This is a genomic window from Burkholderia sp. BCC1644 (assembly GCF_902833225.1).
GTDB lineage: Bacteria > Pseudomonadota > Gammaproteobacteria > Burkholderiales > Burkholderiaceae > Burkholderia.
In genome coordinates this window covers 339,004-363,699 of record NZ_CADFEI010000004.1, presented here as the reverse complement: position 1 = coordinate 363,699, position 24,696 = coordinate 339,004, and the positions used below count along the sequence as shown (strand labels likewise).

Annotated in this window: 23 protein-coding genes; 9 read left to right on the top strand and 14 right to left on the bottom strand. The window is 68.0% G+C overall.

The features are described 5' to 3' along the window. The first annotated feature begins 32 nt into the window (after nucleotides 1-32). Nucleotides 33-929 (top strand): LysR family transcriptional regulator, encoded by an 897-nt coding sequence (locus HWX87_RS10450; RefSeq protein WP_176047066.1) that lies wholly within the window; start codon nucleotides 33-35, stop codon nucleotides 927-929. 39 nt (nucleotides 930-968) lie between these two features. Here the strand turns inward: HWX87_RS10450 and HWX87_RS10445 are convergent, their stop codons facing one another. Continuing rightward, on the bottom strand, nucleotides 969-1,553 hold the full coding sequence (locus tag HWX87_RS10445) for a flavin reductase family protein (protein WP_047900415.1): 585 nt from the start codon (nucleotides 1,551-1,553) through the stop codon (nucleotides 969-971). 126 nt (nucleotides 1,554-1,679) lie between these two features. Beyond that, entirely contained in the window at nucleotides 1,680-2,105 is a 426-nt protein-coding gene (locus HWX87_RS10440) for a VOC family protein (RefSeq protein ID WP_176047065.1), read from the bottom strand. Between the two features lie 112 nt (nucleotides 2,106-2,217). On the opposite strand from HWX87_RS10440, the gene HWX87_RS10435 reads away from it, so the two are divergent. Next, a complete protein-coding gene (locus HWX87_RS10435; protein ID WP_176047064.1) occupies nucleotides 2,218-3,090 on the top strand; it encodes a LysR family transcriptional regulator in 873 nt (290 codons plus the stop codon). A gap of 15 nt (nucleotides 3,091-3,105) precedes the next feature. Here HWX87_RS10435 and HWX87_RS10430 read toward each other — a convergent pair whose 3' ends face one another. The 4 genes from HWX87_RS10430 to HWX87_RS10415 are packed head-to-tail and all read right to left on the bottom strand — an operon-like array spanning nucleotide 3,106 to nucleotide 8,047. Next, nucleotides 3,106-3,879 carry a hypothetical protein gene (locus HWX87_RS10430; protein ID WP_176047063.1) on the bottom strand — a complete coding sequence of 258 codons (774 nt, stop codon included), beginning with the start codon at nucleotides 3,877-3,879 and terminating at the stop codon, nucleotides 3,106-3,108. Between the two features lie 55 nt (nucleotides 3,880-3,934). After that, on the bottom strand, nucleotides 3,935-6,496 hold the full coding sequence (locus tag HWX87_RS10425; protein WP_176047062.1) for a TonB-dependent receptor: 2,562 nt from the start codon (nucleotides 6,494-6,496) through the stop codon (nucleotides 3,935-3,937). 51 nt (nucleotides 6,497-6,547) lie between these two features. Further along, on the bottom strand, nucleotides 6,548-7,534 hold the full coding sequence (locus HWX87_RS10420; RefSeq protein ID WP_176047061.1) for a FecR domain-containing protein: 987 nt from the start codon (nucleotides 7,532-7,534) through the stop codon (nucleotides 6,548-6,550). A 3-nt stretch (nucleotides 7,535-7,537) separates the two neighbouring features. Continuing rightward, nucleotides 7,538-8,047 carry a sigma-70 family RNA polymerase sigma factor gene (locus HWX87_RS10415; RefSeq protein WP_175844559.1) on the bottom strand — a complete coding sequence of 170 codons (510 nt, stop codon included), beginning with the start codon at nucleotides 8,045-8,047 and terminating at the stop codon, nucleotides 7,538-7,540. Nucleotides 8,048-8,542: 495 nt separating this feature from the next. Here HWX87_RS10415 and HWX87_RS10410 point away from each other — a divergent pair, with 495 nt between their 5' ends. Further along, nucleotides 8,543-9,703, top strand: coding sequence for a porin (locus HWX87_RS10410; protein ID WP_176047060.1), 1,161 nt, complete (start codon nucleotides 8,543-8,545; stop codon nucleotides 9,701-9,703). A gap of 398 nt (nucleotides 9,704-10,101) precedes the next feature. Beyond that, complete coding sequence (locus HWX87_RS10405) at nucleotides 10,102-11,310, top strand: transglycosylase SLT domain-containing protein (protein WP_176047059.1); 1,209 nt, start codon at nucleotides 10,102-10,104, stop codon at nucleotides 11,308-11,310. A 54-nt stretch (nucleotides 11,311-11,364) separates the two neighbouring features. Here HWX87_RS10405 and HWX87_RS10400 read toward each other — a convergent pair whose 3' ends face one another. Both HWX87_RS10400 and HWX87_RS10395 read right to left on the bottom strand, forming a co-directional pair. Then, complete coding sequence (locus HWX87_RS10400) at nucleotides 11,365-11,700, bottom strand: hypothetical protein (RefSeq protein WP_176047058.1); 336 nt, start codon at nucleotides 11,698-11,700, stop codon at nucleotides 11,365-11,367. Nucleotides 11,701-11,979: 279 nt separating this feature from the next. Next, nucleotides 11,980-12,726, bottom strand: coding sequence for a MipA/OmpV family protein (locus tag HWX87_RS10395; RefSeq protein ID WP_176047057.1), 747 nt, complete (start codon nucleotides 12,724-12,726; stop codon nucleotides 11,980-11,982). A gap of 245 nt (nucleotides 12,727-12,971) precedes the next feature. On the opposite strand from HWX87_RS10395, the gene HWX87_RS10390 reads away from it, so the two are divergent. Then, nucleotides 12,972-13,697: a response regulator gene (locus HWX87_RS10390; protein WP_176047056.1), complete on the top strand. Its 726-nt coding sequence runs from the start codon at nucleotides 12,972-12,974 to the stop codon at nucleotides 13,695-13,697. Then, nucleotides 13,698-15,074: an ATP-binding protein gene (locus HWX87_RS10385; protein ID WP_244137651.1), complete on the top strand. Its 1,377-nt coding sequence runs from the start codon at nucleotides 13,698-13,700 to the stop codon at nucleotides 15,072-15,074. It abuts the gene before it with no gap. Nucleotides 15,075-15,133: 59 nt separating this feature from the next. On the opposite strand, the gene HWX87_RS10380 is transcribed toward HWX87_RS10385, so the two are convergent. The 6 genes from HWX87_RS10380 to HWX87_RS10355 form a co-directional block, all read right to left on the bottom strand. Next, on the bottom strand, nucleotides 15,134-16,174 hold the full coding sequence (locus HWX87_RS10380) for an iron ABC transporter permease (RefSeq protein ID WP_176047055.1): 1,041 nt from the start codon (nucleotides 16,172-16,174) through the stop codon (nucleotides 15,134-15,136). Then, nucleotides 16,171-17,160 carry an ABC transporter substrate-binding protein gene (locus tag HWX87_RS10375; protein ID WP_176047054.1) on the bottom strand — a complete coding sequence of 330 codons (990 nt, stop codon included), beginning with the start codon at nucleotides 17,158-17,160 and terminating at the stop codon, nucleotides 16,171-16,173. Before HWX87_RS10375 ends, HWX87_RS10380 begins: the two co-directional genes overlap by 4 nt. Then, nucleotides 17,157-17,924 carry an ABC transporter ATP-binding protein gene (locus HWX87_RS10370; protein WP_176047053.1) on the bottom strand — a complete coding sequence of 256 codons (768 nt, stop codon included), beginning with the start codon at nucleotides 17,922-17,924 and terminating at the stop codon, nucleotides 17,157-17,159. Before HWX87_RS10370 ends, HWX87_RS10375 begins: the two co-directional genes overlap by 4 nt. A 29-nt stretch (nucleotides 17,925-17,953) precedes the next feature. Then, complete coding sequence (locus HWX87_RS10365; protein WP_176047162.1) at nucleotides 17,954-20,044, bottom strand: TonB-dependent siderophore receptor; 2,091 nt, start codon at nucleotides 20,042-20,044, stop codon at nucleotides 17,954-17,956. A 239-nt stretch (nucleotides 20,045-20,283) separates the two neighbouring features. Further along, nucleotides 20,284-21,192: a transporter gene (locus HWX87_RS10360; RefSeq protein WP_176047052.1), complete on the bottom strand. Its 909-nt coding sequence runs from the start codon at nucleotides 21,190-21,192 to the stop codon at nucleotides 20,284-20,286. Between the two features lie 162 nt (nucleotides 21,193-21,354). Further along, the gene (locus HWX87_RS10355) at nucleotides 21,355-22,278 is read right to left on the bottom strand and encodes a LysR family transcriptional regulator (protein WP_176047051.1); all 924 of its coding nucleotides are present in this window, start codon (nucleotides 22,276-22,278) and stop codon (nucleotides 21,355-21,357) included. A 118-nt stretch (nucleotides 22,279-22,396) separates the two neighbouring features. Between HWX87_RS10355 and HWX87_RS10350 the strand changes: the two genes are divergently transcribed. Genes HWX87_RS10350 through HWX87_RS10340 form a run of 3 tightly spaced genes read left to right on the top strand, consistent with a single transcriptional unit; the run spans nucleotide 22,397 to nucleotide 24,652 of the window. After that, nucleotides 22,397-23,293: an intradiol ring-cleavage dioxygenase gene (locus tag HWX87_RS10350; protein WP_176047050.1), complete on the top strand. Its 897-nt coding sequence runs from the start codon at nucleotides 22,397-22,399 to the stop codon at nucleotides 23,291-23,293. Next, nucleotides 23,275-23,577, top strand: a complete 303-nt coding sequence (locus HWX87_RS10345) for a Dabb family protein (protein ID WP_176047049.1) — start codon at nucleotides 23,275-23,277, stop codon at nucleotides 23,575-23,577. The genes HWX87_RS10350 and HWX87_RS10345 overlap by 19 nt, the downstream gene beginning before the upstream one ends. Before the next feature lie 7 nt (nucleotides 23,578-23,584). Beyond that, the gene (locus HWX87_RS10340) at nucleotides 23,585-24,652 is read left to right on the top strand and encodes a maleylacetate reductase (RefSeq protein ID WP_176047048.1); all 1,068 of its coding nucleotides are present in this window, start codon (nucleotides 23,585-23,587) and stop codon (nucleotides 24,650-24,652) included. Nucleotides 24,653-24,696 lie beyond the last annotated feature (44 nt).

Genomic DNA, 24,696 nt, shown 5'->3' with positions numbered 1-24,696 from the left:
AAATGATTTGATCGCAGCAATCACGAACCATTATGGATCTGAATCTTCGCGACATCCGCGCGTTCGTCACCGTCGCGCACACCGGCAACTTCACGCGCGCCGCCGCGCGCCTACACCTGTCGCAGCCGGCGCTGACCGTGCAGATCCGCCGGCTCGAGGACATCGTCGGCGCGCGGCTGTTCGACCGCAACAGCCGCAGCGTCGCGCTCACGCAGACCGGGCGCGAGCTGCTGCCGCTGCTGCAGCGCTCGCTCGACGACATGGAGCGCGTGCTGCGCGATGCGCGCGCGCTCGGCGAAGGCGCGAGCGGCACGGTGCGGCTCGCGTGCCTGCCGACCTTCGCGTCCAGCGTGCTGCCGGAGCTGATCCAGTCGTTCCGGCGCGACGTGCCGCGCGCGGGCTTCGAGATCCGCGACGGCGTCGCGAGCCTCGTCACCGCGCTCGTGCGCAACGAGGAAGCCGATCTCGGATTGACGGGCGGCGACGCGTTCGATGCGTCGCTGGAAGTGCTGTATGCGGGCGCCGACCGGCTCGTCGCCGTGTGCCCGAAGGATCATCCGCTCGCGCGCAAGCGCCGCGTGAGCACGGCCGACGTCGCCGGCGTGCCGCTCGTGCTGACCGCGCAAGGTACGAGCGTGCGCAGCGTCGTCGATGCCGCGCTGGAAGCGGCCGGCTGCGCGCCCGAGATCGCGTGCGAGCCGACCTACATGATGACGGCCGTCGCGATGGTGCGCGGCGGCCTCGGCGTGACGATCCTGCCCGCGACCGCGCGCGAGGTGCGCGCCGAGCCCGAACTGGTCGCGAAGCCGATCGACGATCCCGCGTTCGTGCGGCCGATCGCGCTCGTCACGAAACGCGGGCGCACGCTGCCGCGCGTCGCGCAGGCGTTCGCCGAAGCGATGCTGGCGGAATTGAAAAAGCGCGCGTGAACCGCGCGCCCTGACGAGAAATGGCCGGTCGACAGACGCTTATTGCGCGTCCGGATCGACGTGCAGCGATTCGCCGATCGCATAGAAATTGCCGCCCGCGATGTAGTGCAGGCTGCGCAGCGCCGGATCGGCCGATTCGAAATACCAGTGACCGTCACGGAACACGCGCGTGTCGGACCACGCACCGACCACTTCGCCGATGAACAGGTCGTAGGTCTGCTGGTTGTGCGGCTCGGGAATCAGCTTGCACGCGAGCCAGCCCGAGCAGCCGGCGACGAACGGCAGGTCGTGCCCGTCGACGTCGAACAGCGTGACGCCCGCTTCGCGCAGCTTGTCCGGCCGCTCCGCGAGACTGTGGCTGCCGACCGCGTGCGTGAGCTGCAGCTGCGCGGCCGTCGGCACCTGGATCACGAACGTGCCGCTGCGCTCGACGAGCTCGCGCGTCTTCGCGGACTTGTCGAGCACGACCGTCAGCTTCGGCGGCAGGAAGTCCAGCGCGCACGCCCACGCGGCCGCCATCACGTTGTCGACGCCGTCGTGGCGGGCCGACACGAGCACGGTCGGGCCGTGGTTGAGGAGACGGTAGGCTTTCTTCAGCTCCACCGGAGCGATGTGACTGTCCATACGGGTTCCTTGGAGAACGGCGCGCACGGACGGATGCCGTGCGGCGCGGCGCCGGCCGGCGCACTGCGCGCTCATGCCGGAGGCCGCATTCTCGCACCCAAATTCAATCGGCGCTGGCGCCGCGGGTCACTTCGCGAACAGCTGCCCGATGTCGCGGAACGCCTTGAATTCGAGCGCATTGCCGCACGGGTCGAACAGGAACATCGTCGCCTGTTCGCCGACCTGCCCCTTGAACCGCACATACGGTTCGATCGCGAAGGTCACGCCGAACGATTTCAACCGCTCGGCCAGCGCCTCCCAGCTCGCCCAGTCGAGCACGATCCCGAAATGCGGCACCGGCACGTCGTGGCCGTCGACGGCATTCGTGTGCGCGCCTTCCTGCGTTGCGGTCTTCGGATGCTCGTGGATCACGAGCTGGTGCCCGTAGAAGTCGAAGTCGACCCACTGCGCGCTCGAGCGCCCCTCTTCCAGCCCGAACACGCGGCCATAGAAATCGCGCGCGGCCGGCAGGTCGTAGACCGGAATCGCCAGGTGAAACGGGGAAAGACTCATGGTTGCCTCGTGAAGGAACGCTCGCGTGGCGCGAGGATCGCATCATGGTAGACAACGCCGGGCAAAAATTAAATCAATATATAGTTTTGCGATTCACAAACGGAATTGATCAATGATCCGCGAACTGAAAACCCTCGTCGCCGTCGCCCGGGAAGGCACCTTCGCCGCCGCGGGCAACCGAATCGGACTGACGCAGGCGGCCGTCAGCGCGCAGATGCAGCGTCTCGAAGCCGAACTCGGCTTCGCGCTGTTCGACCGGCAAGGCCGCTCGGCCCGCCTCAACGAGCGGGGGCATCACGTGCTCGACCAGGCGCAGGCGCTGATCGGCCTGTACGAGAACCTGAGCTCGACCGCGCCCGGCTCGCCGGCCGCCGTGCGCGTGACGATCGGCGCGATCGCGTCGGTGCAGAGCGCGCTGCTGCCAGCCGCGCTGGCCGACTTCCATCGCCGGCAGCCCGCGTGCCGCACGCGCGTGATCCCGGGGCTGTCGATCGAGCTGGTCAACCGGGTCGATGCGGGCGAGATCGACATGGCCGCGATCATCCGTCCGCCGTTTTCGCTGCAGAGCGACCTGCACTGGACGACGCTCGCGCAGGAACCGTTCCGGCTGATCGTGCCGCGCGGCGTGAAAGGCAAGGACTGGGCCGAACTGCTCGCGAGCGAACCGTTCGTGCGCTATGACCGTGCGTCGTTCGGCGGCCGTCAGGTCGACCGCTTTCTGCGCAAGATGCACATCGCGGTGCGCGACACCTGCGAACTCGACGAGCTCGATGCGATCGTCAAGCTGGTCGAGAACGGCGTCGGCATCGCGATCGTGCCGCAGACGGCCGTATATCGCCGCTGGCCGGCCGGCGTGCGCGCGATCGACCTCGGGCATCACACGTTCCACCGCGACATCGGGCTCGTGCATCGCGCGCGGCGCACGATGTCGGAACCGGCGCAGCAACTGGCGCAACTGATCGAAGCGGCGTCGCGGCCTGCCTGACCGGCGCGTGGCCGCTCAACGCCGCCCGGCTGCCCAGTCGACGGCCGCGTCGAACAGCGCGACGCCGGCCGGCGACAGGTTCGTGAACGTGTCGTTGTCGAGGAAGAACATCACGCGGCGCGCCGGCGCGAGCGCTTCGTAGTCCATCGTCGCGCCCTTCTCGTACGCGAAGATCGCGGCCTTGTCGGGTTGCCCGTACACGGTCGCGATCGTGATCGCGCCGAGCCCCGGCTTGCCCCAGCTCATCGGCGCCTGCTTGCCGTACACGTTGGTCGCGCCGGCCGGCAAGCCAGCCGAGATCGGATGCGGCGCGTTGACGAGCCACAGGTAGCGTTCCTTGCCCGTTTCGCCGAAGTCGGCGTCGTGCCGCTTGCCCGTCATCGCGAGATCGTCGAGCAGGTCGTTTTCCCACGTCACGAGCGGCTTGTCGAGCGTGCGCCAGCCGGGCCGCACGTTCTTCGACGACACCGTCGACGAGATCATGACGAGGTCGGCGTCGTGCGCCGCATCGGGCGTGGCCGACTCGTCGATCAGGCGCACCGCGTAGCCGCGTTCGCCGAGATGCTGGCTGATCCGTTCGTCGACCTTCAGGTTCGGGCCGCGCAACTGCACGAGCATCGCGACGCGCGTGACGGCAGCCGGTGCATCGGCTGCCGCTGCGGGTGCCGATACGCCAAGGCCCAGGCCCGCGCCCAACGCGAGCACCGAGCCCGCGATCGCGCGCAATGCGCGGCGTCGGGCGCCGCCGGCAACGGCGCGCATGGCGCCGGTCTTCATCTTCGGGTTCATCGACATCTTCTCCATGATCGCGCGCCGTCACACCGGCCGCGCGGCGATTGCGTGGTCAGAACTGCAGCGTGGTCAGCAGCGACACCTGTCGCGCGTCACCGATCGCGACGAAATAGCGGTTGGCGCTCGACGGGTAGTACGTGCGGTTGAACAGGTTCTTCACGTTGAGCTGGAACGACAGCTTCTGCTTGCCGATCCGCGTGTCGTAGGTCGCGAACGCGTCGGCGAGCACGTACGACGGCAGCGTGAAGCTGTTCGCCGAATCGCCGGGCCGTGCGCCGACGTAGCGCGCGGCCGCGCCGACGCGCAGGTCGTCGCCGCCGAGCACCGTGCCGAAGTCGTAGACGGCCGCGAGCGACGCGGTATGGCGCGCGACGTTCCACAGCTGGTTGCCCGCATACAGCGGATCCTCGGTCGTCTTCGCATCGATGTACGCATAGCTCGCGATCACGTTCACGCGTTCGCCGATCGTGCCCGACACGTCGAGTTCGACCCCGCGCGAACGTGCCTTTCCCGATGTGCGCCAGTCGGTCAGCTTCGTCGTGTCGTTGTACTGCGACACGAGCACGTTCTTCTTGTCGATGTTGAACAGCGCGAGCGTGCCCGTCATCCCGCCCGGCAGGTCGAGCTTGCCGCCCACTTCCCACGCGGTCGCCTCCTCGGGCGGCGTCGAGCCGTCGATCATGTAGCCCGATGCCATCGGCGCGATCGACGACGACGGCTTCAGCGACTGCGAATAGCTGCCGTACAGCGAGAACGTATCGGTCCACTTGTAGACGACACCCGCGCGCGGCAGCCACTTCGAGCCGCTCAGGTCGGTGTTCGCCTTGAACGGCCGGCCGCGCCCCGCGACCTGGTTGTACGTGATGTAGCGAAGGCCGCCCGAGACGATCCACTTGTCGGTCAGGTGAACGGTGTCCTGGAAAAACGCGGACGCATCGTGCAGCGTGTCGGTCTGGTCGCTGTCGCTCGCGGACACGGTGCTCGACGGCGGCAGCAGGCCGTACACCGGATCGATGTAGCTGAACGGCGTCTTCACGGCCTGGCGCAGCATGTCCTTGCGATAGATACGGCGGTATTCGGTATCGAAACCGACCTGCACGTCGTGACGCATCCCGCCGAGCGTCAGCTTGCCGTTCACGTAGCCGACCCCGTAGCTGTCGGTGCTGAGCGAGCCGTGCGTCGCATCGTTGCTGCGCGTCATCGTGCCCTTCACCGGATCGACGCCGGTCGTGCGCAACTGGTTCGCGTCGTAGGTCTCGCGGTTGTAGCTGTAGCCGAAATGCGCGCTCCAGTCCGCATTGAACTGGTGATCGACGGTCAGTTGCGCGAGATGCGACTCGCCGTCCATGTTGTTGAACGGCTCGTCGATCCGCCGCCGCGCGGGGATGTCGAGCGGCGCATTGGTGCGCGGATCGAGCGCGGTGCCGCGATCGAACGGCGAATGAAACTTGCGGTACTGGTAGGACACCGCGACCTGCGTATCGCGGCCGTACCACGCGAGCGACGGTGCGACGAAGGTCTGCCGGTTCTCGCCGAAGTTGCGCCAGTACTGCTCGTTCGACTGGTCGACGATCAGCCGGTACGCGAGCCGCGAATCGCCGATCGGCCCCGTCGAATCGAACGTCGCGCCGCCGCCGTTCTTGCCGTGCCCGAACGTCGATGCGCCGAGCGAAATCGCGTTGTAACGCTTGAGCTGCGGCTGCTTGGTGACGACGTTGATCATGCCGCCCGGATCCATCAACCCGTACAGCAGCGACGTCGGCCCCTTCAGCACCTCGACGCTGTCGACCGCCGCGTTGAACGCACGGCCCTGCACGAGCGGCATGCCGTTCTGCATGATCGAGCCGTCGCGGTTGCCGCCGAAGCCGCGCTTCATGATCGTGTCCTGCGTACCCGCGAGCGTGTTGCCCTGCGTGATGCCGCTCACATTGCCGAGCGCATCGTCGAGATTGCGCGGACGCTGGTCGCGCAACACCTGCGCGGGCACGATGTTGACGGCCTGCGCGGTGTCGAGCAGCGGAATCTCCGAGCGCAGTACGCCGGCCTCTTTCGGCGCGCGATAGCTTTCGGCGCGCAGCGCGCTGGTGCGCACGTTGATCGTCGGCAGCTCGGCGGCCGGTGCGACGCCGGCCGCCACGGGCCGGGCCGCCGACCCGTCCGCGCGCATCAGCGTGTAGCCGCCGCCCGGCTGGCGCAGCGCGACGAGCCCCGTGCCGGCCAGCAGGCGGTCGAACGCGCCATCGATGTCGTAACGGCCCTGCACGCCGCCGCTCGTCAGGCCGGCCGTCATCTCGGCCGGAAACGCGAGCAGGATGCCCGCGTCGCGCCCGAACCGGTTCAGCGCGGCCTCGAGCGGGCCGGCCGGAATGTCGAACGCGCGACGCGGCGTGCGCTGTGCGGCGGGTGCCGCATCGGTGTCGGTGTCGGCCAGCGCGGGCAGCGGCAGCAGCGCCGACAGCAGGACCGCGCCGGCCAGCCGGCGTGCGAGACGGCCCGGTGCGGCCGCACGCGGCAGATGACGGGCAGGCGCCGGACGGCGCCGATACGTGAGACGGATGGAAACCATGATCGGGGAGTCGGTGGACGATGGGCTAGTGCTGCTTTCATTACCCATGTCACGCGAACATTGAAAAACAGCTCAGGTCGGCGGAATTTTTTTGCGGACTCACGACCGGGCCGGCACGACCGTCGCCCAGTAGCGCGTCAGGTAGTGGACGTCGATCGGCAGCGTCGCCTTCAGCGTGTCGAGCACGCGCGCGGGATCGTCGAGCGGATAGGTGCCCGACACGCGCAGGTCGGCCACGGCTGCATCGCAGCGCAGGCTGCCGCGCCGATAGCGGTCGAGCTCGGCGACGAGGTCGGCCAGCCGCATGCGCGACGCGACGAGCATGCCGCCCGTCCACGCGGACGCATGCGGATCGAGCGGCGCCGGCGCGCCGATCGCATCGCGCGTGAAATCCGCGCCCTCTCCCGCCGCGATCACGCGCGTGCCGGCCGTCGCCTCGGCCGGCTGCACGCGTACCGCGCCGGCGAACACCTCGACGCGCGTCGCGCCGTCGCGCTGCCGTACCGCGAAGCGCGTGCCGAGCGGCTGCAACTCGCCTTGCGCGGTCGCGACGACGAGCGGTCGCGCGGGCACGCGATCGTCATGGCCGCTCGTCACCATGATCGTGCCGCGCAGCAGGCGCAGGCGGCGCGCCGCGTCGTCGAAATGGACGTCGAGTGCGGTGTCGGTATCGAGCACGACGCTCGTGCGATCCGCGAGCGTCACCGTGCGTCGCTCGCCGACCGCCGTGCGCAGGTCGGCCGGCCAGATTGCCGCGCGCCGCGCGGGCTCCGCCATCCATGCGGCACCGCCCGCGAACAGCAGCACGGCCAGCGTCTTCACGGCCGCGCGGCGGCGGCCCGCACGCGGCGGCAACAGCGCCGCATGCGCGGCCTGCGGGTCGAGCCCGGCCGCGAGCCGGCCGAAGCGGCCCTGCATCGTTTCGATATGCCGCCATGCCGCGTCATGCGCCGGATCCTCGGCGCGCCAGCGCGCGAGCGCGGCGGCAAACGCGTCGTCGGTGCGGCCGGACTGCCGGTCGACCCACCATTCGACGGCGCGACGCGCGACGTGCGGCGGCACCGCCGGTGCGCCTGGAACGGCCATCGGTCAGGCCGCCATCGCGAAGAAGCACTGCGTGCCGGCCTTCACGAGATAGCGCTTCACCGTCGCGAGCGACACGCCGAGTTCGCGCGCGATCTCGGCCTGCGTGAGCCCGTCGAGTTGCGCGAGCAGGAACGCACGCTTCGCCGCGAGCGGCAGGCCGTCGAGCAGCTGGTCGATTTCGAGCAGCGTCTCGAGCACGACGGCCCGCTCTTCCGGCGACGGCGCATACGCTTCGGGGCGCTGCGCGAGCACGTCGAGATACGCACGCTCGATCTGCTCGCGCCGCCAGTGATTGCTCAGCACGCGCTGTGCGACCGTCGTCAGGAACGCGCGCGGCTCGTCGGCGCCGATCGGCTCGTCGCGTGCGAGCAGGCGCATGAACGTGTCGTGCGCGAGATCGGCCGCGCGATGCGCGCAACCGAGCTTCCGGCTCAGCCAGCCGCGCAGCCACGCATGGTGGCCGGCATAGAGGGCGTCGATTTCTCGATGGAGAGACAGCTTGTCAGCGGACATGGCCGGGTTCCGGGGTGCGCAGGCGTCAACGATTCTGTAAATGAGAATGATTATTATATACAAAAGTAAGCTTGCGGCCTCGGTTTCGATGCGCGCCGGTGCGCGCGGCGACGATCGGGTCGCGCCGGGGGCGAAGCCGCGATGTCGTCGCCGGCCGCGGGTGATACGTCCCTAACACACCCATTACAGTCCGGCCAATTCAATTCATTCAATAATTATTTGACGGATCAATAACAATATCCGGATCACCGCCATTCCCCGGTCGATTGCGCGGAATTGTCACGGGATATGCAAGGCGCAATGGAGAAATCGCGAAATGACAACCAATTGATACGCGATTCTCAATAATTCAAATCCCTCAATTTGGCATATCGAAGGACGTCTCTGTCTGCGTCAGGCCACAAAAGAGAATTTCATTTTTGTCGTTTTATTACGGCTCTGTAGTCTCCTGCCATTCCGGATCACGAACACGAGCGCAATGCGCAAGGAGATGAGATGAAACGCACGACCCTCTCGCTGATTTCGATCGCGTCATTCGCGGCGATACCGGCCGCCCATGCGCAGTCGAGCGTCACGCTGTACGGCGTGATCGACACGTCGATCACCTACGTGAACCATGCGCAGGGCAAGGACAACGCGTGGATGCTCGGCAACAGCAGCGCGGGCAACCTGGCCGGCAGCCGCTTTGGCGTGAAAGGCACCGAGGATCTCGGCGGCGGGCTGAAGGCGCTGTTCCAGCTCGAGAATGGCTTCGACCCGAGCAACGGCCGGCAGGGCCAGGGTGGCCGCATGTTCGGCCGTCAGGCCTTCGTCGGCCTCACGAGCGACCGCTACGGCACGCTCACGTTCGGCCGCCAGTACGATCCGCTCGTCGATCTCGTGCAGGGCATCACCGCCGACAACTATCTGGGCAGCGTGTTCGCGACGCCGGGCGACGTCGACAACTACGACAACAGCTTCCGCGTCGACAACGCGGTGAAGTACACGTCGGCCGTCTATTCGGGCCTGCAGTTCTCGACGATGTACTCGTTCGGCGGCATCGCCGGCAGCACGGGCGCCGCGCAATCGTATTCGGCCGCCGTGTCGTACAACAACGGGCCGTTCAGCGTCGCGGGCGGCTACTTCCACGCGACCAACAGCCCCGCATCGAACGGCCTGCGCAACGGCTGGACCAGTTCGTCGGACGGCACGTTCGACGGCCCGATCAACAACGGCTATGCGAGCGCCCACTCGATCGGCATCGCGCGCATCGCGGGCCAGTACGTCGCCGGCCCGTTCACGTTCGGCCTCGGCTACAGCAACGCGCAGTACCGCCGCGATGCGAGCTCGGCATTCAATTCGAACGAGCACTACAACACCGGGCAAGGCTTCGTGAACTACCAGGCGACGAATGCGCTGCTCGTCGGCCTCGGCTACAGCTATACGCGCTCGGGCGGCGATACGTCGGCGACCTATCACCAGGTATCGGCCGGCGCGGACTACAACCTGTCGAAGCGCACCGACGTCTACCTGACCGCCGCGTACCAGCATGCGAGCGGCCAGACCGGCGACGGCAACGGCGGGTCGATGGCCGCGCAGGCGTCGATCGGTTCGTACGGCTACGCGGGCACGAGCTCGCAGACGATGGTCAACCTCGGCCTGCGTCACCGCTTCTGATGTCAAACGACCGGTTGCGCGCGGCGCGGCTGGTCGAATCAGCATGGCGTACACGGCGGCTTCGGCCGCCGTTGTTTTTTGCCGCTTTCATTCGAGCCGGACAAGGATTGCCCGGTGAAATCCTTTCCCCGCAATTCAATACGGTGCTCACGCTACGACTGACGTAGTGCGTCAGGTTTCAATCGCCGCCGTCGCACCGGCATTCACCGAAAATCCGGCCATTTTTACCGATCAGGCACCGTCACACCTCGTGATCCGACGCGATAAAAATGCGTGGCGAACGCGTGGACAAATGCAAAGGAAAGTTTGACGCGAGCCATTTGTCTGCACGCTATGGCACACTTCGCGTCTCTCGTCATTTCCTTGCACCGGGCGGCCGGATTCCGCCCCATCCTGCCATGCCGCGTCATACAACCCGTTCGCTCAGCCGCGAAACGCTGAAAATCGCCTCGACGATCGCGATGTCGTGCGCGCTGCACGGCGTCGCGCGGGCCGATTGCCTCGACGACGCGGCCGCGTTCCAGCACGTGAGCGTCAGCCTGATGCGCGGCATCGCGCAGGTCGAATCGGGGATGAATCCGAACGCCGTCAACACCAACACGAACGGCACGGTCGACATCGGGCTGATGCAGATCAACAGCACATGGCTGCCGACGCTCGCGCGCGAGGGCATCACGCGGGAGAGCCTGTTCGATGCATGCACGAACGCGTATGTCGGTGCGTGGATCCTGTCGCAGAACATCCGCCAGCTCGGCCCCAACTGGAACGCAATCGGCGCGTACAACTCCGCCTCGCCAGACAAGCGCCTCGCGTATGCGCGCAAGGTCTATGATGCAATCCGGACCATGCCGGATTCGCCGGATACTCCCATGCCTATCCTGCCCCCCTCTTTTACGCCGCCGCAACAGGCACAGGCGTACAACCCGTTCGCGAGCCTGAGCGTGTCCGCGTCGCAGCCGGTCACGCGTCCGCGCACGATCTCGTCGGCCCCGCCGCCTCCGCCACCGCAGGGCGGGCCCGCGGGCCCGGCCGGCACGTACAACTTCGGCTGGACGGTCACCGGTGCCGACCAGGCGAAGCCGACCCAGGTATTCGACGACGGTTCGCGAATCTACGTGCAGTTCAGCGACATGAAGCACTTGCCGGCGATCTTCACCGAAACGTCGTCGGGCCGCGTCCTGATGTCGTGGGAGCTGCAGTTTCCGTATGCCGTCCTGACGCGTCCCGCGCAAACGTTAATCTTCCAGCTCGGGCCGTTCGAGGCGCGCGCGCAGCGCGGTGGAGCCGGGAGCGCGGGCATGACCGCGCAGGCCGGTACGACAGGCACGGCAGCGGCCGCCGCTGCGAAGAAGTCCGCCGGTACCGCACCGAATCCGGCAGCCGGTACGGCGTCAAAACGCACGGCGTCGGCCGATGCGCTGTGGTATCTGAATACGCCGTCGACGTCGGGATCGGCGGCAGCCTCGCCATCGACGGCGAATATTCCCGCCACGCTGCCGACGGCCATCACGTCGAACACGCCGCCGCCCGCGCCGGCTCAAGCACCGGCTGCGGCCCCTCAGCCTTCGCGCGTCAGTACGGATGCGCTGTGGTACATCTCGAAGTGACGCGCCTTCGCTCGCGCGTTTAGCGCGTCTAGCGCGTCACGTCGGGCTGTCGCCTCACCCGCGCCGCACCCAGATCACCTTCCCGTCGCGAATGCCGAGATTCCGGCGCTCCTCGCGGTAGTCCATCGTGCCCGGCAGCGATTGGCCGTCGCGCTCGAGCACGCGCCACAGGCAGCCGTCGAGCAGCGTGGCCGCGTCGGCCTCGGATTTGCCGACCAGCGCGTCGTCCGGCGCGGCGTCCGCCTTGCACGCGCTCACGGCGCCCGACGGCGCGGGGTTCATCACCGCGCCGCCGGCGGTGGCGTTGGGGTGCTTCGTGTTCATATCCACACATCCTGCAAAGGTTGCACTCGCAACGAGTGCAACGAGCATCGCGATCGTGTTCTTCATCGGTTTCTCCCAGTCTCGGCCCGGTGTGCCGTGTACGGCCTTCGTGCACGGCCGGGCATCGCATGAATGATCGGTGCCGCGCGACGCCGGCCGCTTCCTGACGAAGGCCGGCCAGCGAACGTCGGCGGCGACGCGACACGGTCCGGCCGTATCGGCGAACCGGGTCGCAAATCCGGTATCGCACCGGACCCGCTGCATGTTACCGCACGCAATTCGCCGCGACGGCTGCAACGTCGGCACCGACGCATCCCGTGCGGCATGCGCGCGCCGGCACCCCGCTCAGAACTTGTAGGTCACGCCCGCGATCCCGTAGTAGTTGCTGCGCGACTGAACGATCGGACTGTCGCCGTAGCGACCGAGCAACCGCGTCACGCCGCCGGTCGCGAGCACCGACCAATGCCGCGACAGCGTCCAGTTCCACGCGACCGCCATCGACGCACTGTCGATCCCGCCGCTCGTCGAATACGGCCGGAACCGGCTCGTCATCGACTGTGCATCGGTCACGCCGTAGAACGTCTGCGTGTAGCGCCCCGAGCCCGCGTGCACGGTACCCGTCACGACGATCTCGTGCTGCGCGGTCTTGAGCACCGGCACCGCGAGATCCATGTGCCCCGACACGCCGCGCGACGTGTGCGTCACCGGTGTGTCGATCGTGACGCTCAGTTCGGCCGCATTGAAGAGCGTCACGCCCGCGCGCACGCCGACCAGCACCGAACCCGGAATCCGGCCCATGCCCTTCAGGTAGTCGGAGCCCGGCAAGTCGAAGCGGTTCTCGTCCGCGCGGCCGGCGTCGTAGCTCACGGCCGCCGATACGAACGCGCCATGCGGCAGGTCCAGCCGGTAACCGGCGCCCTGCGTGCCGTCGATGAAGAAGCCGTTGCCGAACGTCGCGGAGAACGACGGCGCGACGACCCCGCGATACTGGTTGCTGCCCGGGTAGCGCGGTGCGACACCGCCGCCGAGCGACAGCGAATACTGGTTTTCCGCGTGGGCGGCGGCGGCAAGGGTCAGGCCGGCGAGCGGCATGCAATAGCGGTAGCGGCGGAGTAGTGGGCGCACAATATTGAGATAGGAGTGACGGAGCCCGCAGTCTAGGTGCCGCCCTGCGCCGAGACTGTCCTGAATCTGCGGAGAATCTGTGCTCAATTGTGTTCGATTGTTCGAGATTGTCGTCCCGCTCCCCCGCCCTCCGGTACGCCGGATAGAATTCGCGTGCCGCGCCGCCCCTCAGCCTGCCGGGTGCGAGATGGCGCGTGCATCCTGAGGAGACCATGAACGAAGACCTGCTCAAATACCGTGTGCTGCTGATCGAGGACGACGACCGTCTCGCGCAGCTCGTCCGCGAATACCTCGACGGCTACGAATTCGCGGTGACGGTCGTGCGACGCGGCGACCTCGCCGTCGCGGCCGTGCGCGAGCACCAGCCGGCCCTCGTGATCCTCGACCTGATGCTGCCGAACCTCGACGGGATGGAAGTCTGCCGGCGCATCCGTGCGTTCACCAACGTCCCCGTGCTGATCCTGACCGCGCGCGCGGACGTCTACGACCAGGTTGCCGGCCTCGAGACCGGCGCCGACGACTACGTGACGAAGCCGCTCGAGCCGCGCGTGCTCGTTGCGCGCGCCCGTGCGCTGTTGCGCCGCGCGCAGCCGGCCGCCGCCGAAGCGCCCGTTGCCGCGCCGGAGGCCCTCGTATTCGGCGAACTGACGATCTCGCCGCCGAACCGCACCGTCACGTGGCGCGGCGAGCCTGTCGACCTGAAGACGGCCGAATTCAACCTGCTGCTGATCCTCGCGCGCGCGGCCGGCACCGTACTGAGCCGCGACGACATCCTGAAGCAGTTGCGCGGGATCGAATTCGACGGACTCGACCGCTCGGTCGATTCGGGCATCTCGAAGCTGCGCCGCCGGTTCGAAGATGCGTCATCGGAACCGCACAAGATCAAGACGATCTGGGGTCGCGGCTATCTGTTCAGCCCTTCCGCGTGGGACGAATAAATGCTGCGCCCGTTGATCAGGCTGTACCTCATCGTGATCGTGTGCGTCGCCGCCTCGATCATGTTCATCCAGCTGGCGTTCGACCGGATCTTCTACGAGCGCGTCGCACAGGCGCAGCGCGACTCGCTGACGACCTATTCGTTCGTACTGAACGACTACCTCGAGCGCCATCCGGGCACGCAGCGCGAGCTTGCGCTGCGCGAACTCGCACTGCACGGCAACGAAGGGTTCAGCTTCATGTCGATGGCCGACGCACGCGCACAACTGAGCGGCGTGCCGCTGCGCGATCTCGATGCCGGCAGGATCGCGATCAGCTACAACGGCAAGGATTACTACATGCCGCTCGCGGACGGCTCCGTGCTGCACGCGCGCCCGATCGAGCCGCCCGACCTCGACATCCGGATCTATGCGTACCTGTTGCTCGCGCTCGCGACGCTGTTTGCGGTCGTGCTGTGGATTCACTATCACTGGCGCGACATTCGCAGGCTGCAGGACGCCGCACGCGCATTCGGCGCCGGCACGCTGTCGACACGCGTGAAACTGTCGGGCAAGTCGAACATCTACGATCTGTCGCAGCAGTTCAACGACATGGCCGCGCGCATCGAGGCGTCGATCAAGCAGCAGCGCGAAATGATGCACGGCATCTCGCATGAACTGAAGACGCCGCTGGCCCGGCTCGAATTCGGGCTCGCGCTGCTTGCCGAGCCCGACGAAACCGGACGGATGCGCGAACGCCGCGATGCCCTGCGACGCGACGTGCGCGAACTCGACGAACTCGTCACCGAGCTGCTGACGATCGGCCGCCTGGAACAGGGTGCGAGCGAGCTTTCGCCGATGGAGATCGTCGTCGACGCGCTGATCGACAGCGTCGCCGGCAACGTCGCGAACGACGTCGCCGATCGCGGGATCACGCTCGACGTATCGACGCTCGGTGCGCCTGCGACCCACGTGTGCGATCCGAAGCTCGTCGCCCGCGCGCTGCTGAACCTGATCCGCAACGGCGCACGCTATGCGTCGCACAAGGTCCTGCTGGCTGCTACCAGCGACGCGACCGGCGCGCTCGTGCTCAGCGTCGACGACGACGGCCCCGGCATTCCGGCCGCCGAACGCGCGCGCGTGTTCGAACCGTTCCAGCGGCTCGACTCCAGCCGCGACCGGCAGACCGGCGGTTTCGGGCTCGGGCTCGCGATCGTGCGGCGCGTCGCGCAGGTGCACGGCGGCGACGTGCAGCTCGTGGATTCGCCGCTCGGCGGCGCACGCTTCGTCGTCACGCTGCCCGCGCTGACACTGCCGGACAGCCTCTTCGACGTGCCCGGCACCGATTCACGCGCCGACACGTCCGGCGCCGGCAAGCGCACGGCCAAGCCGTCGCGATGACAGGCACGGCGAGCCGCCGCCCCACCCTTGCCTGAGCGGATCCGACCGGATTGCGCCGCTCAGCGGCGGCGCAGCAACGCGACGAAGAACAGGCTGCCGAACAGCGCGGTGACGATACCGATCGGCAAATCTTCCGGCGCGGCAAGCGTGCGCGCCGCGACATCGGCCCACACGAGCAGGATCGCGCCCGTCAGCGCGGCGACCGGCAACAGCCGGCCGTGCTCGGCGCCGACGACGCGCCGGCACAGATGCGGCGTCACGAGCCCGACGAAGCCGATCGCACCGCTCACCGCGACCATCGCGCCCGTCGCGAACGACGCGATGACGAACACCTCGCGCCGCATCCGCGCGCTCGGCACACCGAGCGACGCGGCGGCAACGTCGCCCGACATCAGCGCATTCAGTTCGCGCCGTCGCGCGTAGAGCGCGCCGCCGGCGAGCACCGCGCACACGGCCGGCACCGGCAGCAAATCCCAGCGCGCGAGCCCAACGCCACCGAGCATCCAGAACAGCACCGACGACGCGGCGCGCTGGTCGCCGAGATACAGCAACAGGTTGCCGAATGCGGCCATCATGAACGACACCGACACGCCCGCGAGCAACAGCCGGTCCGATTCGAGCCGGCCGCCGCGGTGAGCGAGCGCGACGACGCAGGCGGTTGCCGCGAGCGCGCCCGCGAACGCGGCGGCCGACAACGTGAACGGGCCGAACGCCGCGCCGACCACCACCGTGACCGCGATGGCGCCGAGCATCGCGCCCGCGCTGACGCCGAGCAGGTGCGGATCGGCCAGGCGATTTGCGGTGGCCGCCTGCAACGCGACGCCGACCGCCGCCAGCGTCGCGCCGACGATCGCGGCCAGCAGCGCGCGCGGCATCCGGATCAGCCACACGATGCTGTCATCGCCCGCGCCCGCCGCGAATGCGCCAGCCCCGCCGACCGCCGACGCGATATGCGTGGCGACGATCCGCACCGCCGCCGGCATCGCGATCGGCGCCGGACCGAACGCGGCCGACACGACGATCGACACGATCAGCAGCACGGCCAGCGCCGGCAGCACGACGCGCATGCCGGGCCGCGATGCACGCACGTGCCCGCTCATCGCGCCGGCCCGGCGAACGCGGCCGGGTACAGCGCGCGCGCCAGCGTCTCGACCGCCGCGACGTTCTCGGGGCCCGGTGTCGCCGCATCGTACGGAATCACGACGAAGCGCCGGTCGCGGATCGCGGCCACGCGCGCGAGCGCCGGCTGGCGCAGCAGGAACTGCTGCTTCTGCGCGGCCGTCACCGCCGAATAGTCGACGATCACGATCACCTGCGGATCGCGCGCGACCACGCTTTCCCAGCTCACCTGCGTCCAGCTGCGCGGCAGGTCGGCCATCACGTTGCGCGCCCCGGCCGCCGTCAGCAACGCGGTCGGCATCGCGAGCCCGCCCGCGGTCATCGGCTTGTCGGTGCCGCTGTCGTAGACGAACACGCGCAGCGGCGTCGGCTGCCCGATCGTGCGCGACACCGTCGCGAGGCGCGCGCGCATCGCGGCGACGACCTGCACGGCACGTGCGTCGACGCCGAAGATCCGGCCGAGATTGTTCAGGTCGCGAAACACGTCGTCGAACGACGCGGCCGATTGCTTCATCACATGCGAACACGATTCGGTCAGTTCATAGGTACGAATGCCGAACGGCGCGAGCGTCGCGGGCGTCACGGGGCCGCCGACATGCATCCCGTAGTTCCAGCCCGCGAGATAAAAGTCGGCACGCGCGGCGGCCAGCACCTCGAGCGACGGATACTGGCCCGCCAGTTCGGGCACGCCACGCAATGCGTCGCGCACGCGCGCGGTGCCCGTCTTCCAGCCACCGATGCCCGTATAGCCGACGAGCCGGTCCTTCAGGCCGAGCACGAGCATCATCTCGGTCAGGTTCACGTCGTTGCTCACCGCACGCGCCGGCGCACGCTCGAACGTCACGTCGCGATCGCAACTGCGCACGGTGACGGGATAAGCGCCCGCGCGAGCGGCGGCGCAGCCGAGCACGGCGGCGGCAACCAGCCGGCGTGCAACAGAGGACAAAGGCAACGGCATGGCGGTCATTCCGGATGAAGCGGCGTGATGCGCGGCCGGCCCGAGAGGGGATGCCGATCGACGAGCACGGTGACGCCGAACACGTCGCGCAGCAGCGCTTCGGTCAGCACGTCGCCCGGCGCGCCGGACGCGACGACCCGGCCGTGCGCGAGCACATGGAGCCGGTCGCAGTACGCGGCCGCAAGATTGAGGTCGTGAATCGTCGCGAGCGTCGCGATGCCGAGGCGGCGCACGCGTGCGAGCAGTTCGAGCTGGTGACGCAGGTCGAGATGGTTGGTCGGTTCGTCGAGCAGCAGCAGTTCGGGCTGCTGCGCAAGCGCGCGGGCCAGCAGCGCGCGCTGCTTCTCGCCGCCCGACAGCGACGCGAAACGTTGCGCGCGGCGCTCGACGAGACCGACGTCGTGCAGCGCGGATTCGACGATGCGGCGGTCGTCGGCCGACTCGGCATCGAACGGCCGCTTGTGCGGCGTACGCCCCATACCGACCAGTTCGTCGACCGTCAGCCCGAAATCGTCCGGCGTCTCCTGCTGCAGCACCGCGACGCGCTGCGCGACCGCACGCGGCCGCATGCGCCATACGTCCTGCGCATCGAGCGCGACGCGGCCCGCGTCGGGCCGCGCGTAACGGAATATGCAGCGCAGCAGGCTCGTCTTGCCACTGCCGTTCGGGCCGACCAGTCCGACGAACTCGCCTTCGGCGACGGTCAGCGTCACCGAATCGAGCACGTCGATCGCGCCGCCGGGAGACCAGCTCACGCGTTCGATGTCGAGCATGTGGGTGACGGGATGCACGTCGCGCCGCACTAGAAGCGCATCGTCGCGACGAGCTCCGCCGAGCGCGACGGGCCGAGCAGCCATTGCTCGCCGCCATTCGACGTCGTCACCGCGTACGTGCGGTTCGCGAGATTGCGCAGATACAGCGCGAGCTCGGTGCGCGACGTCGGCTGCCAGCGCAGCGACGCATCGAACACCGTGTACGACGGCACCTGCAGGCGGTTCGCATCGTCGCCGTAGGTCGCGCCGACGTAGCGCACGCCCGCGTTCGCCTGCCAGCGTTCGGCGAACGCCCAGCCGAGCCACAGGTTCGCGGTCTGCTGCGGCACGTTGGACGGCACGTTGCCGGCCCGCGACACCGTCGCGCCGCCGGCCGTCTGGTTGAATTCGTCGTAGCGTGCGCGCAGCAGCGCGACGTTCGCGTCGATCGCCCAGCCGTGCGGCAGCCGCGCGCCCCCCATCAACTCGATGCCGCGCGACGATTGCCGGCCGACCTGCTGGCGCAGCGCGGGATTGACCGGATCGGTACTGAGCAGATTGCGCTTCGTGATGTCGTACACCGCGAAGGTCCAGTACGCGCGGCCGTCGAGCAGCGTCTGCTTGAGCCCGGCCTCCCACTGTTCGCCGGTCGCGAGCCGGTAGTTCGCCTGCGACGCGGACAGCGTCACGAGCGAGCCCAGCCCTTCCGCGCCCGTCGTGTATTGCGCATACGCGCTGAGCGTCGGTGCGACTTCGAACACGAAACCGGTACGCCAGCCGACGTTCGCGATTCGCTTGTCGAAGCCCGCGCCGGTGGCCGCCTGCTCGCGGCTGAATGCAATGTGGTCGTAGCGCAGGCCGCTCACCCACGCGAGCCGCGGCAGCACTTCGAGCCGGTTCTCCGCGAAGACCGCGGCCTGCCGCGCCCGTGTGCTGAATTGCGGCACCGTCGGATCAGGGCTCGTGAATGCGCCTGGATCGAAGCCGTGCGCGGGCACCGTCGATTCGCCGCCGTACGGCGAGTTGTTGGTGCCGCTGAACGTGATCTGGCTGAATTCCGTGCCGACGACGAAGCGGTTCGCACGGCCGAACAGCGTGCCGTCGAAACGCGCGCTCAGCCGGTCGCCGATCTGCCGCTGGTGGTGACCGATGTCGAGATAATCGCTGCGCGTGACATGCCCCGTCGCCGGGTCGAGCGCATACGCCTCGGCATTGCGCCAGTGACGGTTCGACGTCAGGTAGTAGAGCTGATTGTCGATCGTCACGCCGGCCGTGGGCCGGTAGCTGGCGGACAGACGCGTCCACTGGTCGTAGTACGCGATCGTCGCGTCGCCGACGTTGTAGTTGAGCTTGCGCAGCGACGGGTCGAGCACGCCGTTCGGCGCCGGCACGCCGTAGTAGGTCGCCGGCATCTGGCGGCCGTAGTCGTAGTCGAGCGTCAGCGTGAGCTGCGGGCTCACGTCGAACTTCAGCGCGCCGCCGACGGCCGTCGTATGCGTATCGGCCCGCTCCGCGAGGCCGTTTGCGCGCGCATCGCTCGCATAAAAACGATAAGACAGCCGCGGGCCGAGCGCGCCCGTCGTATCGAACGCAAAGCGATTCGCGCCGTCGGCGCCGACACCGGCCTGCAGCGTCGTCTCGCGCATGCGTTGCGGCCGCTTCGGCACCACGTTCACGACGCCGCCGATCGCACCTTCGCCGTACAGCACCGATGCCGGGCCGCGCAGCACCTCGATGCGCTCGACCGACCATGTGTCGAACGGGAACGTGATCGTGCCGGCCGCCGGCATCAGCCGCACGCCGTCGAGCAGCGTCAGCACCGATTCCTGCCCGCTGAAGCCGCGCACGCTCAATGCCGTGCCGCCGGTACCGGGCGCGATCGCGCTCGAAAAACCGGCGGTGCGTGTGACCGCGTCGAGCACCGTGCGATCGCCGCGTGCTTCGATCGTGTCGGCCGTGACGATTTCGACGCTCGCGGGGGTATCGAGGCTCGCGAGCCCGAGCCGCGAACCCGTTGCGAGCGGCTGCGTCAGCGGGTCGGCCGGCGCGGATGGCGCGCTGACCTTGATCGCCGGCAGCGCGTGCCGGTCGTCCGGCGCGGGCGCGGCTGCTTCGGCGGCCAGCGCGCCAGACGTGGCCATCGCGCAGCCCAGCAGCGTCGTGCAGCTGCGCGCCGCGCGTGCGCGCCAGGCGCCCGTGTTCCGGCGCGCCGCGGCATGGCGCCGCTCCCCGCGCGCCGGGTGGTTTCCGGATTTCGTCACGTCGTATCGATCTTTGTTGGGTGTCGTCGCCGGCCCCCGGCGACGAAAACGTCAGATGATACAATATATCAACTTGATTCGTCAGGAATTTGTCAGCCTTCCTCCCCGTCCCTGCGCGTCTACAGCGGAAAACTGAACTGCACCCACAGCTTGTCGCCCTGCGGCCGGTTGCGCACCGCGAACTCGTGCTGGTACTTCACGACCACGCCCGACGCCGGCCCCCACATGTAGCGCAACTGCGGGCCGATCGCGACCGTTTGCCCGCGAAAGCCGTCCGGGCCGACCTTCACGCCGTCCTGCGTATCGTCGGTGAACTGCTTCAGGAACGTGCCCTGCACGCCGATCTGCACGCGCCGGTCGATCGAATAGCCGATCAGGTAGTCGAGCACGGCGACCGCGCCCGAGTGGTAGCGCGTCGCGTGGTTCGGCGAATTCAGCTCCAGCAGCGTGGTCGTCGAAATTTCCCAGTCGCGGCCCGGAAACCACGTCGTACTGAGATATGGCAGGAACGCATACGTGTTCAGCCCCGTGTTCGCGATCCGGTTCACCGAATACGCGCCGCTCGGCACCGCGAACGACGGCGAGAAGAACGCAAAGAAGCTCTTCGTCGCATTCGCGTAGTTGACCATGAACGGCTCGAGAATCACGTCACCGAGCGACGTGCGGTTGCCGGTGCCGCCCGGCGTCGACAGATGCAGGTGCACGATCGGCACAATCGCGCTGCTCGACAGCGAGAACGGCCCGAACGTCGCGCCCCAGGTATGGACGACGCGCGGCGTTTCCGCAACGACGCTCAGGTGAAACCCCGGCACCGCGTTGCCGCCGTCCGGCCCGGCAAAGCGGTTTGCCGAGTAGTACAGCGAATAGTTGAAGTACTGCGTGTTGCCGGGCGGCGGCAGCATCCCGTTCAGCACGGTGTTGACACCGAACGGATAGCTGATCTGCCCGCCCTCCGTGGCCGACGCCGGAACGTGAATGGCTCCGGCGATCAGGAGTGCCAACGGCACCCGTCGCAATGCATGTTTCATGTCGTCTCCAGACCGGATTGTTATCGTGTAATCGCGAACCGGGCTCTGCCGGCCCGGGGAAACGCAATGTAAAACGCACGACAGCGGCGAAAAAGACGACGATCGGGAGAACAGTTCTCCGTCACACGGAGAAATGCGCGACAGCGCCGCGCCGGCCTGCGATCAGCGGCCGACTTCCTTCCATTTGCGCGCGAGCCCGAGGCGTTCGAAACGCTCGATCAGGAACTCGGTGAAGACGCGGATCTTCGCCGGCTGGTGCCGGCGGCTCTGGTACGCGATGTTGACGGTGAGCGCCGGCAGTTGCCAGCCGGTGAGCACCGGCACCAGTTTCCCCGCGACGATATCGTCATGGATGATGTAAAGCGGCTGGATCAGGATGCCGAGCCCGGCAAGCGCCGCCGCGCGGATCACCTGCCCTTCGTTCGCATCGAGCACGCTCTTGATCGTGACCGACTGCGTCTTCGCGCCATGGCGGAAATGCAGCACGTACGGATCGTTCGCGAGGTTGTAGACCAGCAGCCGGTGGTCGCACAGCGCATCGGGCGTCGCCGGTGCGCCGTGCTTCGCCAGATACCCGGGCGACGCGGCCAGCACACGCCGTGTCTCGGCGAGCTTGCGTACGGTGATGCCCGAATCGGCTTCGTGCTCGCGCGTACGGATCGCCACGTCGATGCCGGCCTCGATGAAATCCGGGTAGCGGTTCGCCGCGATGATCTGCACGTTCAGGTTCGGGTAGCGCCGGTGAAACTCAGGCAGCGCGGGCGCGATATAGATCGATGCGAACGACACCGACGCGGTCACGCGCAGCGTGCCGGCCGGATTGACGCTCGCCTCGTTGACCGCGGCATCGGCCTCGGACAGCTCCGTCAGGATCGCGACGCAACGCCGGTGGTACTCGTGCCCCGCGTCGGTCAGCCACAGGCGGCGCGTGGTGCGCTCGACGAGCCGCGCGCCCAGGCGCTCTTCCAGCGCATTCAGGCAGCGGCTCGCCGCCGCGCTCGACATGCCGAGCCGTTCGGCGGCCTTCGACAGGCTGCCCAGCTCGGCCACCTGCACGAAAAATTCGATCTGCGTCCACTTGTCCATGCGTTCGATTCTTCCACTTGGCGGAGAACAAAACTCCTCCAAACCATCTTTTTTACGATTCAAGGAGGAATTAATGTTACGTCAACGCGCCATCGAACGACATCAGGAGACAACCCCTATGCGCAATCTCAACGAAGACACCATCACGCAGGCCGTGATCGCATCGCTCTCCGGCTGTCGCGACGAGCGGCTGCGCACGGTGATGACGAGCCTCGTCCAGCACCTGCATTCGTTCGCCCGCGAGACGAAGCTCACCGAGGCCGAATGGCAAGCCGCGATCGGTTTCCTGACGGCCGTCGGCCACATCACCGATGACAAGCGCCAGGAGTTCATCCTGCTGTCCGACGTGCTTGGGCTGTCGACGCTCGTCACCGCGCAGAATCATGCGAAACCGGCCGGCTGCACGGAGGCGACCGTATTCGGCCCGTTCTATGTCGACGGCAGCCCGGAATTCGCGATGTTCGACGACATCGCGAACGGCGCTTGCGGCGAGCCCTGCTTCGTGTCCGGCCACGTCCGCGGCATCGACGGCACGCCCGTCGCGAACGCGTCGCTGGAAGTCTGGCAGGCCGACGAAGACGGCCACTACGACGTGCAGCAGCCGGCCGACGACGGGTCCGTCACGCATCGTGCGCGCGGGCGGCTGCGCAGCGGCGCCGACGGCCGTTACGCGTTTCGCTCGATCCTCGCCGAGCCGTATCCGATTCCGCACGACGGGCCCGTCGGCGCGATGCTCGATGCGCTCGGCCGCCATCCGTGGCGCCCCGCGCACCTGCACTTCATGATCGACGCGCGCGGCTACGAAACGCTGATCACGCACGTGTTCCGCGACGGCGACCGCTATCTCGACTCCGACGCGGTCTTCGGCGTGCGCTCGACGCTCGTCGCCGACTGGGTGCGACATGCGCCGGGCCTCGCACCCGACGGAACGCGGATGGACACGCCGTTCTACACGCTCGACTACGACTTCGTGCTGAATCACGCGGAGCGTGCCGCATGGTCCGGCACGTCGTGATGTGGAACGTTGCAGGCGCAACCGACCACGAGCGCGCGGCAGCACGCGCCAGTGTCAAGACGGCCTTCGAAAGCCTGCGCGGCCGGATTCCCGGCATGACGCACCTCGAGGTCGGGGCGGATTTCAGCGCGGCCGATTACGCGTGCGACCTGATTCTCGTCGCCGAATTCGAATCGCGCGAAGCGCTCGACGGCTATGCGGCGCATCCCGAACACGCACGCGTACGCGACGCACTGACGGGCCTGCGCATCGCGCGCCATCAGGTCGACTACGCCACGGAGTGACCACGACATGGACTTCATCTATCAGGCGCGTCCGGCACGCGTCGTCTTCGGCGCAGGCAGCCTGCAACATCTCGAACGCGAGGTGCTGGAACTCGGCGCGCAGCGCGCGATCGTCCTCTGCACGCCGGAGCAACGCGGCCTCGCGCAACGCATCGTCGAGCGGCTCGGCGCACGTGCCGCCGGGCTGTACGACCGCGCGACGATGCACGTGCCGATCGAGATCGCCCGCGATGCGCAGGCGTTCGCCCGGTCGTGCGACGCGGATTGCGCGATCGCAATCGGTGGCGGCTCGACGATCGGCCTCGGCAAGGCGATCGCGCTCGAAAGCAGCCTGCCGATCCTCGCGATACCGACGACGTACGCCGGCAGCGAAATGACGCCGATCTACGGCCTGACCGAAGGCGGCCTCAAGCGCACGGGCTCCGACGCACGCGTGTTGCCGAAAACAGTGATCTACGATCCCGAGCTCACCGTGACGCTGCCGGTCGAGCTGTCGGTGACGAGCGGCCTCAATGCGATCGCGCACGCGGCCGAAGGCCTGTACGCGAACAATGCGAATCCGGTCATGAGCCTCGTCGCCGAGGAAGGCATTCGTGCGCTGGCGCGCGGCCTGCCCGGCGTGCGCCGCAACGCGGCCGATCTCGCTGCGCGCGGCGACGCGCTCTACGGTGCGTGGCTGTGCGGGATGGTCCTCGGCAACGTCGGCATGGCGCTGCACCACAAGCTCTGTCACACGCTGGGCGGCAGCTTCAATCTGCCGCACGCGCCGACCCACACGGTCGTGCTGCCGCATGCGCTCGCGTACAACGCAGCGCATGCACCCGAGGCGATGCAGCGGATCGCTCGCGCGATCGGGACGAACGACGCCGCGCGCGGCCTCTACGCACTGGCGCTCGACAACGGCGCACCGGTCTCGTTGAAGGCAATCGGCATGCAGGAGGCCGATCTCGACCGCGCCGCCGATCTCGCGGCCGCCAATCCGTACTGGAACCCGCGCCCGATCGAACGCGACGGCTTGCGCGCGCTGCTGCAGGATGCCTTCGACGGCAACCTGCCCGGCTCGACCGCGCACTGAGCCGACCACACGACAAACCAACAAACGAACCCGTCAAGGAGACA

Coding starts and splice junctions, on each gene's coding strand:
- HWX87_RS10390 (WP_176047056.1), top strand. CDS start 12,972: ATGAACGAAGACCTGCTCAAATACCGTGTGCTGCTGATCGAGGACGAC.
- HWX87_RS10380 (WP_176047055.1), bottom strand. CDS start 16,174: ATGAGCGGGCACGTGCGTGCATCGCGGCCCGGCATGCGCGTCGTGCTG.
- HWX87_RS10360 (WP_176047052.1), bottom strand. CDS start 21,192: ATGAAACATGCATTGCGACGGGTGCCGTTGGCACTCCTGATCGCCGGA.
- HWX87_RS10395 (WP_176047057.1), bottom strand. CDS start 12,726: ATGCCGCTCGCCGGCCTGACCCTTGCCGCCGCCGCCCACGCGGAAAAC.
- HWX87_RS10405 (WP_176047059.1), top strand. CDS start 10,102: ATGCCGCGTCATACAACCCGTTCGCTCAGCCGCGAAACGCTGAAAATC.
- HWX87_RS10435 (WP_176047064.1), top strand. CDS start 2,218: ATGATCCGCGAACTGAAAACCCTCGTCGCCGTCGCCCGGGAAGGCACC.
- HWX87_RS10400 (WP_176047058.1), bottom strand. CDS start 11,700: ATGAAGAACACGATCGCGATGCTCGTTGCACTCGTTGCGAGTGCAACC.
- HWX87_RS10340 (WP_176047048.1), top strand. CDS start 23,585: ATGGACTTCATCTATCAGGCGCGTCCGGCACGCGTCGTCTTCGGCGCA.
- HWX87_RS10450 (WP_176047066.1), top strand. CDS start 33: ATGGATCTGAATCTTCGCGACATCCGCGCGTTCGTCACCGTCGCGCAC.
- HWX87_RS10445 (WP_047900415.1), bottom strand. CDS start 1,553: ATGGACAGTCACATCGCTCCGGTGGAGCTGAAGAAAGCCTACCGTCTC.
- HWX87_RS10415 (WP_175844559.1), bottom strand. CDS start 8,047: ATGTCCGCTGACAAGCTGTCTCTCCATCGAGAAATCGACGCCCTCTAT.
- HWX87_RS10385 (WP_244137651.1), top strand. CDS start 13,698: ATGCTGCGCCCGTTGATCAGGCTGTACCTCATCGTGATCGTGTGCGTC.
- HWX87_RS10440 (WP_176047065.1), bottom strand. CDS start 2,105: ATGAGTCTTTCCCCGTTTCACCTGGCGATTCCGGTCTACGACCTGCCG.
- HWX87_RS10365 (WP_176047162.1), bottom strand. CDS start 20,044: ATGGCCACGTCTGGCGCGCTGGCCGCCGAAGCAGCCGCGCCCGCGCCG.
- HWX87_RS10355 (WP_176047051.1), bottom strand. CDS start 22,278: ATGGACAAGTGGACGCAGATCGAATTTTTCGTGCAGGTGGCCGAGCTG.
- HWX87_RS10410 (WP_176047060.1), top strand. CDS start 8,543: ATGAAACGCACGACCCTCTCGCTGATTTCGATCGCGTCATTCGCGGCG.
- HWX87_RS10375 (WP_176047054.1), bottom strand. CDS start 17,160: ATGACCGCCATGCCGTTGCCTTTGTCCTCTGTTGCACGCCGGCTGGTT.
- HWX87_RS10430 (WP_176047063.1), bottom strand. CDS start 3,879: ATGAACCCGAAGATGAAGACCGGCGCCATGCGCGCCGTTGCCGGCGGC.
- HWX87_RS10425 (WP_176047062.1), bottom strand. CDS start 6,496: ATGGGTAATGAAAGCAGCACTAGCCCATCGTCCACCGACTCCCCGATC.
- HWX87_RS10370 (WP_176047053.1), bottom strand. CDS start 17,924: ATGCTCGACATCGAACGCGTGAGCTGGTCTCCCGGCGGCGCGATCGAC.
- HWX87_RS10350 (WP_176047050.1), top strand. CDS start 22,397: ATGCGCAATCTCAACGAAGACACCATCACGCAGGCCGTGATCGCATCG.
- HWX87_RS10420 (WP_176047061.1), bottom strand. CDS start 7,534: ATGGCCGTTCCAGGCGCACCGGCGGTGCCGCCGCACGTCGCGCGTCGC.
- HWX87_RS10345 (WP_176047049.1), top strand. CDS start 23,275: ATGGTCCGGCACGTCGTGATGTGGAACGTTGCAGGCGCAACCGACCAC.